Origin of the sequence: Fodinisporobacter ferrooxydans, from assembly GCF_022818495.1 — a bacterium.
Taxonomy (GTDB): domain Bacteria; phylum Bacillota; class Bacilli; order Tumebacillales; family MYW30-H2; genus Fodinisporobacter; species Fodinisporobacter ferrooxydans.
Genome location: NZ_CP089291.1, coordinates 1,695,042 through 1,709,686, shown reverse-complemented (window position 1 = coordinate 1,709,686; position 14,645 = coordinate 1,695,042). Strand labels below are relative to the sequence as shown.

Below are 14,645 nucleotides of genomic sequence, written 5' to 3'. Positions count from 1 at the left end.
CACGCCCTTCCATTCTTTTCAGCAAATAAATCTCTATTAAAGTAAAACCTGAATCCTCTCGTTTGTAACAGTAAGTCATGTTACAATGGATAACGATTAAACTCTCAAAAGGAGATTTATACAATGAGTATGCTATTACATGTTTTAGGAACATTTGTCATGCATTTAATCAATGCCTTGGGGTATACAGGTATCGTAATTGCCATGGCGATTGAAAGTGCCTGTATCCCATTGCCGAGCGAAGTCATCATGCCTTTTGCCGGGTATCTTGTATGGAAAGGCCATTTCTCACTGATTGGCATTACACTTGCCGGTACGATCGGCAATGTAATCGGATCACTTGTCGCGTATTACGTTGGATATATCGGCGGCCGACCATTCATTGAACGTTTCGGATCTTACGTATTTTTATCCAGAAGGCATTTGCATTCAGCCGAAGTTTGGTTTGCGAAATATGGAAGTACAGCAGTATTTTTCGGCAGAATCCTCCCATTTATTCGTACTTTTATTTCATTGCCGGCAGGAATTGCACGCATGCCGATTGGACGGTTTATTGTTTACACCGCATTGGGTTCCTTGCCTTGGAGCTATGCTTTAGGATTGGTCGGCTATAAGCTTGGCCAACATTGGGAAGGCATCGCAAAATATATGCATCCCTTTACATACATCACCATTGCGGTCGTTGTCGTAGTATTCCTTTACACCCTCTTAAAGAAACGCTCAAGATACTCTTGATCGTTGCATCTTTACATCTTTACAAATGAGACTTTGTGCAACAACATAAAACCCCTCCACTTGGCAGCTATCCACTGCAAATGGAGGGGGTGTTTTCTTGCCTTCGATTCATTCAGCCACTTGAGGATCTTTTTGCACTTTGCTTAGCAATCCCAGCTGCTTTGCAACAAAGGGTGTCGTTCCGGCTTGTACAAGAAGTGTACTTAATATCGCAACAAGCGCAACAGATGTGTAGATGCCTGCATCCGGCAGCCCCATTCCGCTGACCATTCCGACCAAAGCAGCCGGAATCACTCCCGTCTCGCGGGTCCAAAACATAAATACGATCTCATTCCATTTCCAGCCGGCCTTTCGATCCGGGAGAAGACTGCTCAACACGGCGAGCGGACGCCCGATGCAGATAAAAACGATGACGACGAGCAAAGCCTTCCAGAAGTATTGCCCAAGCAGTGAAAAGTCGATCTGCGCACCCAAAAGTATGAAAATCATCATTCGGAGTTTTAAGCTGATTATATCAATAAAATAATGCATTCCCCGATTGACGCTCGGCAGAATCGTCAATTTTAAAGTGGCTGGATTGCCAATCATAAGCCCCGCAGAAAATACGCTCATAAAACCGCTGGCGTGAATCCATTCCGCACCCAGATATGCGCCTAATACAAGCAATACAGACACCATAGGGGCAAAGTCGGTCAGTAAGCCACGCTTTTGCTCTGAGATCAAAATGGCTCCCGCAAAACCAAATACGACTCCTACTGCAATGCCTCCACCTGCCAATTGGAGAAATTGCAACAATGTCGATCCAAATCCGAATGAAGCGCCGCCGCCTTTGGAAGCGGTCAATATGCCTAAAAGAACGATTGTCAAGATCGAACCGGTCGCATCGTTAAATGCCGATTCGGAAATAACCGTTTGTGCAACCTGTGGTTTGACAGGAAATTTTTTAAATATCGGCACCAGTGCCGCCGGATCTGTCGAAGCAATCATTGCACCTAAAAGAAGAGCAGAAGTAAACGGAATGGAAAACAGCCAAGTGGTCGATCCTGCGACTACGAGTGCTGTGATCAATACCCCAATGGTGGCGAGCAATGCGATTGTCCGCCACACTTTCTTTAACACATGAAAATGCGTAACCGTTCCGCCATGAAACAAAATAAAAGCAGAACCAAATGTAAGGATGAATTGATTCAATATCGAACTTGTCGGTACGTCCACCCAGCTTACCGCCTCAGGTCCCACTACGATTCCAATCAAAAGATAGATTACGACATCTGGCAATTTTAACTGTTCTGCAATTTTTCCGCCAATTGTTCCACATAAGAACACGATAAAAAACAAAAATAACGTATGGTTTACGACTTCCAAAGCCGATGATTCCATTTCTTTCTCCCCCTTTCCCATAAAATGACCGCATGCAACGCAGAAAAATTATATGTGAAAATTATGTAGTGACAACAATAAACAGAAAGAGAATGGATCTGAGCCATTCTCCGTTTGCATGACTATTTATCATTGTATCGAATTGTTTGCCATTCGTACAAGCAGTATCCCCCATTTTCTGCTTGCATATCTTACAATCCGCTTGCAATATTTTGATCGCTCGCATCCATATCGATCGTATTTGTTGTATTTAAAATATTTTGCGTCAAGATAAAATCCCCCGTATTAAACGTGCCTGAACCTCCACATGTTTTTGAAGTGCCTTTGGGTACGATCGCTGCAGTGTCCCCCACTTGAAGGACTCCGCCGGCTGATACGCTAATGGCTTTAAAAGCACCGATCATTGCTGGCATGCATACTTCCTCCCGCCCGAATCATTTTTGCACTCGCGTGACTCTCGACAGTCTATTCGGCGATCGCAAGAACTGTTCCACCGACATTCTAGGGGTTTACCATTTCCATCTGTTTTGTCCACACGACTACAATGGGGAGAATAATTGCAAGAATGCCTAATCCGATCGTACACATGCCGCCATAACGATTCTCCTTGGAAAGCAGCCAGCGTCCAAAATTTATCGTATAGAGACTGATGCAAACCGGAATTGCAAAATACAGAAGTAATTTCACCAAAGTCACGAAACCATCTACCTTTCTTTTACTGATGGAGGCGTACCTTGCACGCCAATTCTTCGCAATTGATAGGAAATATCATAATGTACGTTGGCCTGGTCAAATGCTTTTGCCCAATCGTAGCTGTCAAAATCCTGGCTTCTCGTAAATAATTTCCGTGTGGATGTCCCGATTCCCATGGGATCGACTTTAAACTGATGCCGTAATTTTGTAACCAGCAAACGCAATCGGCTTTCCAATTCTTGTATCGCTTCTTTTTGCAGTTCTGTTCGATTCTGGCCTTTGGTAAAATCCGTATTGGTTTGCTGACCGAACAGATCCCCCTCAAGATGTATGCTGATCCGTATATCCGGGTGCATTTTATCGGGTCGAAATGTCACTTCTGTTTTCGGTGGACGTGCTTCCGATGTTGTAATGGTTACATAGCCCTTTTTCTGCACCGGATCCATAATCGTTATCGTTCCCCGTTTAAAATCTCCTCGAATCATATTCAGAAGTTGGGTTTCATTACCATCCAGTTCCGTGATAAATTTCCCTTTTTTATACAGGGCTGTTCCGATATATTCAATCGGATTTCCTCCATTTCGTTTCATGGATCCGGCAGAATCGGGAGCGTTCTTGCTTGTGTCGCCGAATACCGGCAGGACTCTTGACTGTGCCGTTGACTGTTTGGCGGCTTGTTTTTCCTGCTTTTTGGCCTGTTTCTCAACTTTTTGATTGCTTCCGATCAACATCGTAAATCCATCCGAGTGGGGAGTCTCACTCGCCAATAAAAAATCGTGCAATGCCACCGTTGAAATCAATCCCGTATGATCGGCGGACTTTACGATATTTTCTATATAGCGTGTCGGTGATCGTTCAATCACCGGCTTATTATTTTTAAAAGCGTCAGCCGCTTTGCCTTTTGCTGTAAAAATAAAAATGGTCCGCCGAAATTCCCGATATTGTACCAAAGACCGCAAATACTTCATAATGCCTTCCCGGGCGATTGATTCGCCAAATACCACCGCTGAACAATGGGTGAAAGAAGGCGTGCGTTCCACCGTTTGGCTTAATAAAGAAATCGCTTCGCCAATCGTTCGCGCCTGAACAGAAACAATTTTGGAAGTCTTATCTCCACCGCCCCCACCACCGCCAACCCCGCCGCCTAATGCGGATGGAATGGCGATACGTGCAGTAAGACTGATTCCACCCCCCGGAACTTTGTCCAGACCAATCGAAGGAACAAACGCTTGTTCTTCGAGTTCCATTCGGCTCCAACATCCGGATAGAAGGGGAATTTGCACGAACATCACAACACTGAGAAACCAGCTTGCGAACTTCCTCCTTCCCATCAGCCATTTCCCCTTTCTTTACGAACGAGAGTCAACATATAGAGAATCACGATGAAACCAAATGGAATCAATCCTCCCCACAAACGGAAAATCGAAATATCCCAATTCGCAGCTTCCGGGAAGTTTTTAGGTACAAAAGACAGTGTATACATCAGGATTGCCATCGGAAACAAAAGCGGTTTGTATAATGGCACCCGGATCCCTTCCGCAAATGAAAATGTGGCTCCCCACAAACTCACTCCCACTTTTATGACCGCACTGCTGACCCATAAAAAAATGAAAATCGATTCGATCCGCTGCAAAAATCTCCCCAAATAAATCATGCGGGAGATTTGAAACATCGGAAACGGCAGCCGCGATGCCTCTTCTGAAGAGAAAATCATCAGATAACATAGGATCGTAAGTGTTAATGCAACAATGGAAATCCCCAAGCTCCAAAAGCAAACCTTGCGAAATTCCTGTTTTTTTCGAAAGGATGGTATGAGCAGTACCAATATAAACAATTCGCCGTACATGCTGGTGCGAAAAAAGCTGTTATAAATCACTGACGACATTCCCCATCCTTCAATCGGCAGCAAGTAATTCGGATTCATCCAGTTGGTATTTAATAAAAAAATGATGGCGATCCCCACAAATACAATCGGTGCAATAATAAATCCAACCCGGGAAAATATCTCAGATCCTTGATACGCAATATATAGAATTGCCAGCATAAATGGAATCGCGACAGCTGACACCGGTGTACCCGGCAATACGGTAGCGACGACAGTCTCGGTAAACTCCCGGAGAATCAACGACCCCAGTGCAAGAAAAAACAATGTATAGATCAAGGAAGACAAACCGCCAAAAAACTTTCCGCCATACGCATAAGCGACTTCAAAAATGGATGCACCTTCTGTCCGCACATACAAACGATAAATCAAAAAAACGAAAATGGCTGTCCAGATTCCCGATAGCAGTGGAATTTGCCAACTGGCCGTCCCCCCCAGCTTCACCATTTCCTCCGGAAAACTTAAAAATATTTTCGTAACGCTATATAAAGAGACTACCGCAATCGCTTCCCGGTGGCCGATATGTCCTTCATGAATCATCCCGTTTGCTCCTTTCATCAGAATTTACGCCGCCCGATTGATGCTCCTCCGTGGTCTCGGATTGCAAACTCCAGGGCCGCTGCAAAGGTTCTTGTTTTCGTTTATCGAGTGGACTCATGTAAGTTGGACGCTCTTCCAATTCAAATAATTTTTTGCGTATAAGAACATCATGGGATCGGGAAAATGGCGCGACCGGAGCAAGTACAGGCACGCCAAAGGATTTGATTCCGGCAAGATATGTAATGCCAACAATCACCAGCAATCCAATGCCAAAAAATCCGTAAATGGCGCCGGCAATCAAAAACAGAAATCTTACAATTCGTACACCGAAGGAAAGATTATAATTGGGTACCGTAAAAGATGCCAATGCCGTCACTGCCACTACAATCACCAATAATGGACTGACAATGCCTGCCTGAACGGCTGCTTGTCCTAAAATCAACGCACCGACAATGCCAATCGTCGGACCGATAACAGAAGGAATTCGTATTCCGGCTTCGCGAATTAATTCGATTGCAAACTCCATCAACAAAACTTCCAGCACAACGGGAAAGGGCACGTTTTCCCGCGATGCTGCAATGGCAATCATAAGTTCGGTGGGGATCATTTCTGCATGATAATTGGTAACTGCAATATAGATTCCTGGCAGCAACATGGCGCAAACCATCGAAAGAAATCGTATAATCCGTAAAAATGTACCAAAAGGCCAACGCAAGTATGCATCTTCTGCCGTATGCAGCATCGCCCATAAGGAAACAGGTGCGATTAACACATACGGTGAATTATTGATAATGATGACAACATGCCCTTCCGCTATAAATGCACTCGCCCGATCGGGGCGCTCGGTAGACAAAAGCGTCGGAATCATGCTGCCCGGCCTGTCTTCGATCAGTTGTTCAATCATTCCGCTGTCTAAAATCATATCGGTGTCCAATTTTTTGATCCGTTTTTTTACCTCTTTGACGAGTTTTGGATTCACGACTCCTTTCAGATACATAATGGCAACCGTTGTTCCGGAACGTTTTCCCACCTGCAGCATCTCAGTAATCAAAGCATTTGTCTGCAATCGCAAACGGATAAGGGCCGTATTTGTCCGCAAATTTTCCGTAAATGAGTCATGCGGGCCGCGTATGACTTTTTCTGAATTCGGTTCGCTGACGGACCTCTGCTGCCAGCCTTTTGTCTCGATCACCAATGCTTTATTGCTGCCTTCGATCAACAAGGCAGAAGATCCCATCAACACATTTTTGATGACATCCTCCCATTTTTCGTATGTCATGACTTGATTGCCGGGCAACAACGTCTCTTTGACAAGCTCGGCCCGATCTCCCGTATTTGACGTAGGATGGAGCGCAGTCAATTGCATCAATGATTTTAGGATTGAATCATTGATGACCGTTTTATCAGACAATCCTTCCAGGTATACCACTAAAGCTTTTGTTTCCGGATGTGTAGCAATCGTAAAATCACGGATGATAATATCAGCGTTCGCAGGTAATCCGAATTTTTTCTCCAGATAGGCACGATTTGTTTTCAGATCTGTATCGATATACGTACGATCATCCTTATTTTCAGAAGTATCCTGGGATGTATCCTGCTCTTTTTTTGTGCTGTGTTCCGGCTCGCCTTTGTGTTCTTTCCAATCCTTGATTTTTATCGGCTTGCGCAATTCCACCGGACCGCCCGCATGATTTTGCTCGACAGCAGCAGGCTCATGCTGTTGGGAATCCTTTTGGGACTCCTTTTTGTCATCTTCAGTCGCTTGTTCCCCTTCTGAAGAAGCATCATCAACAGAAGCATCAGCATCCTGTCGGGAAGATCCGGAATCCTGTCGCAACGAGAAACCTTCGTTTTTAAATTGTTTATACACCATATCAAAATGGGATTGTTGGAATCCTAATAGCTTTTTCAGCATATTTGACATTGGTAAAGCCTCCCTGTACATTACGACTTTTGGTAGCTTTCCCAACCTTTTAAGAAATATTGCAGAAAAAAGGCCCCTTGATTTTTCAAGGGACCTGAATGTTCATTTGCACACATGAAACTTGCTTTATCATCTTTGCACCTCTGCACGTTTCACTTCAACATTTGCCAGTTTTTCATAGTACTGTACGATGCCACCATGATCATGGCTTGCTTTTCCATCGACTTTCAATGCATGAAAGATCTCCAAAAGCTGACTGGATAGCGGCAGCGGAACACCGATTTCATGTGCGGTTTCCATGACATTGGCTATATCCTTAAGGTTGATGTCAATTCTTCCGCCAGCTACGAAATTTCTCTCAAGAATCAAAGGCACTTTTGCATCCAGCACAGCACTTCCTGCAAGTCCTCCCCGTATGGCCTGATACATCTTTTGAATATCAATGCCAGCTTTTGCAGCCAACACAAGTGCTTCTGACATTGCCGCAATATTTAAATTTACAATAATTTGGTTCGCCAATTTGGCAGTCGTGCCACATCCGTTTTCGCCCACCAATGTCACGTCTTTTCCCATACAAAAAAGCACATCTTTAACATTTTCAAAAATTTCTTCCTTGCCGCCTGCCATGATCGCCAAGGTGCCGTCAATCGCTTTCGGTTCTCCTCCGCTTACAGGCGCATCCAGCATTTCAATTCCCTTTTTCGCAGCCTCTTTTGCAATTTCCTTAGAAACTACTGGTGAGATCGAGCTCATATCAATAATAACGGCACCTGCTTTTGCACCTGTTACAATTCCGTTTTCACCCAAAACTACTTCTTTTACATGTCCTGAATTTGGGAGCATTGTAAAAATAATATCGCTATTTTCTCCTACTTCTTTTGGCGATGCAGCAGCAGCAGCTCCTGAAGCGACTAATTTTTGTACTGCTTCTTTATTTATATCGTATACGGTTAATTGATATCCTGCCTTCATGAGGTTTAATGACATAGGTTTTCCCATGATGCCTAAGCCGATAAAGCCAATCGTTTTTTTCATTTTTATTCCTCCAACATCATAATTTGAATAGCTGCAATATGCTGAATTTTTATACAAATATAGTATTCTTTTTTTTATGAGTTTACTAGCCTGCACACACCATTTCTACAACAGAAACTGCTGCAATATCGTGTTATAGTACATGTCAATGCCGATATTATCCGATTTTTTTGAATACAAGCGAATCAGGTTCGATTTTCTTACAATTATTTGACGAAATCGAAGGAAAAGCATAAAATTCTATATATTGTTGCACACTTTATGTGTTATTTAAAGAATCGGGGTGAACTGTATGCCTGTACAAACAAAAGGGCCAAATAATCAAAAACAACATCAGACAGGCTACATCTATACCAATGTGGATGAAACATTCCAGCCGCTTCAAGTGCTTTCAACGGATGGAAAGGTCATAGATGAAGCCAATATGCCTGCACTTAGTGATGACCAACTGCGTGAATTGATGCGCCGGATGGTTTTCACGAGAATTTGGGATCAACGGGCCATTGCCCTCAATCGTCAAGGACGACTTGGATTTTATGCACCTGTTGCAGGTCAGGAAGCTTCGATGATCGGCAGTGAATTTGCCTTGAACAAAGAAGACTTTATCTTGCCGGGATATCGCGACATTCCGCAGCTTGTCTGGCATGGAATGCCTTTATACCAAGCCTTCTTATATTCTCGCGGTCATCAGCACGGCGGACAGCTCCCGCAAGATGTCAATGTGTTAATGCCGCAAATCATTATCGGCGCGCAAATCGTCGAAGCTGCGGGTGTAGCGTTAGGTTATAAGCTTCGCAATGAAAAGCGCGTTGCCATTACATATACAGGTGACGGCGGATCTTCCCAAGGGGATTTTTATGAAGGTTTGAACTTTGCCGGCGCATATCAGGCACCAGCAATCTTTGTCGTGCAGAACAATCGATTTGCGATTTCCGTTCCTTTGGAAAAGCAGACAAAAGCGGAAACGATCGCACAAAAAGCGGTAGCTGCAGGAATCCCCGGCGTACAAGTCGATGGCATGGATGTACTCGCTGTATATAAAGCGGTCAAAGATGCAGCAGACCGCGGACGCAACGGTGAAGGAGCCACTTTAATCGAATGTCTTACATATCGATTCGGTCCACACACGCTTGCAGGTGATGACCCGACTCGATACCGTACGAAAGAACAAGAATCCGAGTGGGAACAAAAAGACCCTCTCACACGTTTCCGCAAATACCTCGAAAGCAAGAAGCTATGGTCGGAAGAAGATGAAACACAAGTAATCGAGGAAGCGAAACAAGCAGTTGCAGAAGCAATCAAACAAGCGGATGAGACTCCGGCAATGACGGTCAGCGGCCTCATTGATTCGATGTTTGAAACATTGCCCGAAAGTCTCAAAGAACAAAAAGCTTGGTTTGAAGGGGTGTGAGTCACATGGCACAAATGACAATGATTCAAGCGATCACAGATGCGATGCGCATAGAGCTGGCACGTGATCCCAATGTACTATTATTCGGTGAAGACGTCGGTAAAAACGGCGGTGTATTCCGAGCGACAGATGGTTTGCAAAAAGAATTCGGCGAACACCGCGTATTTGATACGCCGCTGGCTGAATCAGGGATTGGCGGCTTGGCAGTCGGTCTTGGACTGACAGGCTTTCGTCCGATCGCGGAAGTTCAGTTTATCGGCTTTGTTTTTGAAACATTTGACCAAATCGCTTCACAAGCGACACGCATGCGTTACCGTTCCGGCGGCCGCTATACAAGCCCGATTACATTCCGCGCTCCTTTTGGCGGCGGCGTGAAAACTCCGGAATGTCATGCTGACCCATTGGAAGGTCTTTTGACTCAAACACCAGGATTAAAAGTGGTCGTACCATCCAATCCATACGATGCCAAAGGGTTGCTGATTTCCGCCATTCGGGATAATGACCCGGTATTTTTCCTGGAGCACATGAAATTGTATCGTTCCTTCCGCGGTGAAGTGCCGGAAGGCGAATATACCGTGCCTATCGGGAAAGCGAATGTTGTCAAAGAAGGCGCGCATTTGACCATTATTACGTACGGAGCCATGGTTCATACATCATTAAAAGCGGCAGAACTGGCGAAGAAAGAACGCGGTGTGGATGTGGAAGTGATCGACTTGCGGACGATTCAACCGATCGATACGGAGACCATCCTTGCGTCTGTGCGCAAAACCAATCGGGCGATTGTCGTACAGGAAGCGCAGCGTTCTGCCGGTGTTGCTGCTGAAGTGATTGCTCAAATCAATGAAAAAGCGATTTTGCATTTGGAAGCGCCCGTACTGCGTGTTACTGCTCCGGATACTCCCTATGCATTTGCGCAAATTGAAGACAAGTGGCTTCCGACACCTGAACGGATCGTAAAAACAATAAATGAAGTACTCGATTTTTAAATTGGAGTCAGAAAGGAGGACAATACGACATGGCAGTATTCGAATTTAAGTTGCCGGACATCGGCGAAGGAATTCATGAAGGCGAAATTACCAAATGGTTGGTCAAAAGCGGTGATGCTGTTACGGAAGATCAACCCATCGTGGAAGTGCAAACAGATAAAATTCTCGTAGAACTTCCAAGCCCTGTGAATGGAAAAGTCGTAGAAATCAAAATTCAAGAAGGAACCATCGCTACCGTCGGCGATATCATCGTCACGTTTGAAGTAGAAGGCGCAGGAAATGCGGCAGCATCTGCGCAAGCGGCAGCAACTCCTGCACAAACAGCGACGGCAACCGCAACGGCTGCGAAAACTGCAGCACCTGCCGCTGCAGCAACGGCTCAAGCGGCACCTGAAACCAATGCAGAAGTTTTGGCAACGCCAAGTGTCCGCAAATATGCGCGAGAAAAAGGTGTGACCTTAACAACGATTACAGGTACCGGCAGAAACAATCGCATTACTCGTGACGATGTCGATCGCGCTGCTGGCGGTGCACCCACGGCACAAGCGCAAGCTGCCGAAGTTGCCGCCGCACCAACTGCCCAAACAGCGTCTGCTCCGGAAACGAATGCGGCACCTGCAGCCGTTCAACAGCAAACGGTTGTCGCTGAAGAACGCGTGCCGCTCAAAGGCATTCGCAAAGCAATCGCCAATGCGATGGCGAAATCCATGTACACCGCGCCACACGTTACGATTATGGATGAAGTGGATGTCACCAAATTGGTCGAACTGCGGAAAAAGCAAAAAGCAACAGCAGAACAAAAAGGTGTAAAATTGACCTATTTGCCTTTTATTGTCAAGGCAATTGTCAGCGGGCTGCGGGAGTTCCCGGTATTGAATGCATCTCTTGACGATGAGAAAGAAGAAATTATCTATAAATACGATTATCATATTGGAATTGCAACAGATACAGATCAAGGATTGCTCGTTCCGGTCGTCAAGTCTGCCGATCGCAAAAGCATGTTGACAATTGCAAAAGAAATTTCCGATTTGGCAGTACGCGGTCGCGAAGGCAAACTGACATTGCCGGAATTGAAAGGCAGCACGTTTACGATCACAAATATCGGATCCGCTGGCGGCATGTTCTTTACACCGATTATCAACTATCCGGAAGTGGCCATTCTTGGAGTTGGACGAATTGCGGAAAAGCCGGTTGTACGTGACGGCGAGCTGGCGATTGCACCTGTTCTCGCATTGTCGTTAAGCTTTGATCACCGCTTGATCGATGGAGCAACAGCACAATATTTTATGAATCATCTCAAGCGTCTGTTGTCAGATCCGGAAGTCTTACTGATGGAGGTGTAATCGATGGTTGTAGGTGAATTTACTACAGATGTTGATACGTTAATCATTGGAGCAGGTCCCGGAGGTTATGTGGCAGCCATTCGCGCTGCCCAGTTGGGACAGACGGTAACGCTCGTAGATAAGGATGAACTTGGCGGCGTGTGCCTGAACCGTGGCTGTATTCCATCAAAAGCGCTGATTTCTGCTGCCCATCGCTATGAAATTGCCAAACATTCCGATGAAATGGGAATTAGCGCAAAAGAAGTCAGCGTTGACTTTTCAAAAGTTCAAGTGTGGAAAGACGGCGTGGTTAAAAAATTGACCGGCGGTGTCGGCACACTGATGAAAGCCAATAAAGTACAAGTCATTAAAGGCGAAGCATTATTCGTAAGCCCGAATGAAGTGCGCGTCTATAAAGGGTACGAGTCTGACCGCTTGCGCTTTAAAAATTGTATTATTGCAACAGGTTCACGTCCCATCGAATTAAAGGCGTTCCCGTTCGGCAAACGAATTTTATCATCGACAGAAGCTTTGTCCTTGCAAGAAATCCCGAAAAGCATGGTGGTCATCGGCGGCGGGTACATCGGCATCGAGTTGGGACAAATGTATGCAAAATTCGGCACCAAAGTTACGGTGCTTGAAGGCGCCGGTTCGATTCTTCCGGGATTCGACTCGGAAATCACCAAATGGGTGGATCGCCGCCTGAAAAAGGCAGGAATTGAAGTACATACAACAGCGTTCGCCCAGTCTGCGGAACAAACAGACAACGATGTGACTGTAACATTTAAAGTTGGCGAAGAAGAGAAGCAAGTGACCGCTGAGTATGTGCTTGTCACTGTCGGACGAGTTCCCAATACGAACGATTTTGGATTGGATATCGCCGGTGTCAAACTCAATGAACGGAATTACATTGAAGTGGACGACCAGTGCAGAACCAACGTACCCGGAATCTACGCAATTGGCGACATCGTACCAGGACTGGCTTTGGCACACAAAGCTTCCTATGAAGCAAAAGTGGCTGCCGAAGCGATTTCCGGCTTGCCAAGCAAAATTGATTATCTTTGCATTCCAAGCGTCGTATTTTCCGATCCGGAAATTGCAAACGTCGGCTTGACGGAAACACAGGCCAAAGAACAAGGCATTGAAGTTGTGACAGGCCGCACATCCTATGGTGCAAACGGTCGTGCTTTGGCATTAAACGATGCGGAAGGTTTCGTCAAGATCGTTGCCCGCAAAGATGATGGCCGAGTCATTGGCGCACAAATCGTGGGTGCGGAAGCTTCCAACTTAATTGCGGAATTCTGCATTGCAATCGAAACACATGTGGTGCTTGAAGACATCGCTTTGTCGATCCATGCACATCCAACTCTCGGGGAAATGGCGATGGAAGCTGCCGATGCGGCGCTTGGCCAAAGCGCACACTAAAACTATCTGCAAGTTCGCCGATCGCACATGATGCAGCAACATTCATTTTATCACATCATCTAGTAAGCTCAGGACACTCTCTTCGATTGATGGAGACTCCTGGGCTTCTTTTTGCGATTCGAATCTTTTTGCGACATAACATTTCCAGCCATTTTAGAGTAAAATAAGAATTTCTTGGGCAGTTTAAATGTGAGAACGATGCAACACACTTAAATCGCCCGGGAGTGATCCGAATGAAACAGAAACAAAATCAATCCAATGCAAATGCCGGCAAGCAAAGCCAATCTCTGCAGCAAACAACAGATCAAGTATTAAATGAAGTATACAATTACCCCTCTTTTACCAATACGGTCGATGGATTTGACGAAGAATCTACGTTATTTACACATATGCAAATTCACGATTCGTATCGGGAAGGGACAATTGATGCGCATATCGAGCAATCCAAAAATGATCGGAAAGCCATTCCTCAAACCCCGAATGACCTGACATAAACGCGATTTAAATACACTATGAATAACCGTCCTTACACATGAATATCATGAACGAGAAATTTGCACATGGAATTTGCATAAGACATTTAGCCTTTAGCCTTGTATCCGATAGCTATTCCCTCGCCCGTATCACTTTACTAGTGATGCGGGCATTTTGTGGTTTTTGTAATCAAAGCCTATTTTTAAAACTCTGCACAAAATTTCATTGACAGAAACATTCAATTGATATATATTTAAATATGTTAAATATTTTATACAAAAATATAATGCACTCTATAAAACGAAACAAACTACTTTAGAACAAACGACTTGTACCTTGAAATCGATCAGGAGTGGCGGAAATGTATGAACAGGATTTTGAGCGGTTGATTGAACGTCTGCAAACGGCTTTTGTAACGACAATGAGAAAGCTCGGTCCAGAACTTTCTGAGTCGGAATGCGGTTTGACCGGACCGCAATTTTTCATATTGCATCGACTTTACACATATGGCAAATGTACCGTGACTGAACTTTCAGAAGCAATAGGAGTGAAACCAAGTGCAATAACCGCGATGGTGGATCGGATGTATAAAAATGATTTTGTCCTGCGTGATCGGGATGATAGTGATCGCAGAGTCGTTTATATTCAAATTTCCGACGAAGGACTTGCGACATTAGTTCAGGCAAAAAAGAAACGGAAACAAGTCATTGAGAAATATCTCGGCCAGCTTGAACCGGAGGAAATGAAAAACCTCGTGCACATTTTTGAGAAACTGGCGCAAATCACAATCAAGGATGAGCACGAAATCAAGAAATAAACCGAGAAACCGTAAAGGAGG

General features: G+C 45.0%; 14 protein-coding genes. 7 read left to right on the top strand and 7 right to left on the bottom strand.

Annotation, left to right across the window (positions count from 1 at the left end):
• Window positions 1–123: 123 nt before the first annotated feature.
• The gene (locus tag LSG31_RS08120) at window positions 124–735 is read left to right on the top strand and encodes a DedA family protein (RefSeq protein WP_347438835.1); all 612 of its coding nucleotides are present in this window, start codon (window positions 124–126) and stop codon (window positions 733–735) included.
• A gap of 108 nt (window positions 736–843) precedes the next feature.
• Here LSG31_RS08120 and LSG31_RS08115 read toward each other — a convergent pair whose 3' ends face one another.
• The 7 genes from LSG31_RS08115 to garR form a co-directional block, all read right to left on the bottom strand.
• Window positions 844–2,115, bottom strand: coding sequence for a cation:proton antiporter (locus LSG31_RS08115; RefSeq protein ID WP_347438834.1), 1,272 nt, complete (start codon window positions 2,113–2,115; stop codon window positions 844–846).
• 191 nt (window positions 2,116–2,306) lie between these two features.
• Window positions 2,307–2,528, bottom strand: coding sequence for a spore germination protein (locus tag LSG31_RS08110; RefSeq protein ID WP_347438833.1), 222 nt, complete (start codon window positions 2,526–2,528; stop codon window positions 2,307–2,309).
• Window positions 2,529–2,616: 88 nt separating this feature from the next.
• Entirely contained in the window at window positions 2,617–2,811 is a 195-nt protein-coding gene (locus LSG31_RS08105; protein ID WP_347438832.1) for a hypothetical protein, read from the bottom strand.
• 8 nt (window positions 2,812–2,819) lie between these two features.
• Window positions 2,820–4,139, bottom strand: coding sequence for a Ger(x)C family spore germination protein (locus LSG31_RS08100; protein WP_347438831.1), 1,320 nt, complete (start codon window positions 4,137–4,139; stop codon window positions 2,820–2,822).
• A complete protein-coding gene (locus LSG31_RS08095) occupies window positions 4,139–5,248 on the bottom strand; it encodes a GerAB/ArcD/ProY family transporter (RefSeq protein WP_347438830.1) in 1,110 nt (369 codons plus the stop codon). The genes LSG31_RS08100 and LSG31_RS08095 overlap by 1 nt, the downstream gene beginning before the upstream one ends.
• Complete coding sequence (locus tag LSG31_RS08090) at window positions 5,220–7,154, bottom strand: spore germination protein (RefSeq protein WP_347438829.1); 1,935 nt, start codon at window positions 7,152–7,154, stop codon at window positions 5,220–5,222. Before LSG31_RS08090 ends, LSG31_RS08095 begins: the two co-directional genes overlap by 29 nt.
• Window positions 7,155–7,283: 129 nt before the next feature.
• On the bottom strand, window positions 7,284–8,189 hold the full coding sequence (garR, locus tag LSG31_RS08085; RefSeq protein ID WP_347438828.1) for a 2-hydroxy-3-oxopropionate reductase: 906 nt from the start codon (window positions 8,187–8,189) through the stop codon (window positions 7,284–7,286).
• Between the two features lie 292 nt (window positions 8,190–8,481).
• Between garR and pdhA the strand changes: the two genes are divergently transcribed.
• The 6 genes from pdhA to LSG31_RS08055 all read left to right on the top strand — a co-directional run bounded on the left by pdhA (window position 8,482) and on the right by LSG31_RS08055 (window position 14,624).
• Window positions 8,482–9,600: a pyruvate dehydrogenase (acetyl-transferring) E1 component subunit alpha gene (pdhA, locus tag LSG31_RS08080; protein ID WP_347438827.1), complete on the top strand. Its 1,119-nt coding sequence runs from the start codon at window positions 8,482–8,484 to the stop codon at window positions 9,598–9,600.
• 5 nt (window positions 9,601–9,605) lie between these two features.
• Complete coding sequence (locus tag LSG31_RS08075; protein ID WP_347438826.1) at window positions 9,606–10,586, top strand: alpha-ketoacid dehydrogenase subunit beta; 981 nt, start codon at window positions 9,606–9,608, stop codon at window positions 10,584–10,586.
• 29 nt (window positions 10,587–10,615) lie between these two features.
• Complete coding sequence (locus LSG31_RS08070) at window positions 10,616–11,929, top strand: dihydrolipoamide acetyltransferase family protein (RefSeq protein WP_347438825.1); 1,314 nt, start codon at window positions 10,616–10,618, stop codon at window positions 11,927–11,929.
• Window positions 11,930–11,932: 3 nt separating this feature from the next.
• Window positions 11,933–13,333 (top strand): dihydrolipoyl dehydrogenase, encoded by a 1,401-nt coding sequence (gene lpdA, locus LSG31_RS08065; protein WP_347438824.1) that lies wholly within the window; start codon window positions 11,933–11,935, stop codon window positions 13,331–13,333.
• 233 nt (window positions 13,334–13,566) lie between these two features.
• Entirely contained in the window at window positions 13,567–13,827 is a 261-nt protein-coding gene (locus tag LSG31_RS08060) for a hypothetical protein (RefSeq protein ID WP_347438823.1), read from the top strand.
• A gap of 341 nt (window positions 13,828–14,168) precedes the next feature.
• Window positions 14,169–14,624 (top strand): MarR family winged helix-turn-helix transcriptional regulator, encoded by a 456-nt coding sequence (locus tag LSG31_RS08055; protein ID WP_347438822.1) that lies wholly within the window; start codon window positions 14,169–14,171, stop codon window positions 14,622–14,624.
• The last annotated feature ends 21 nt before the right edge of the window (window positions 14,625–14,645 follow it).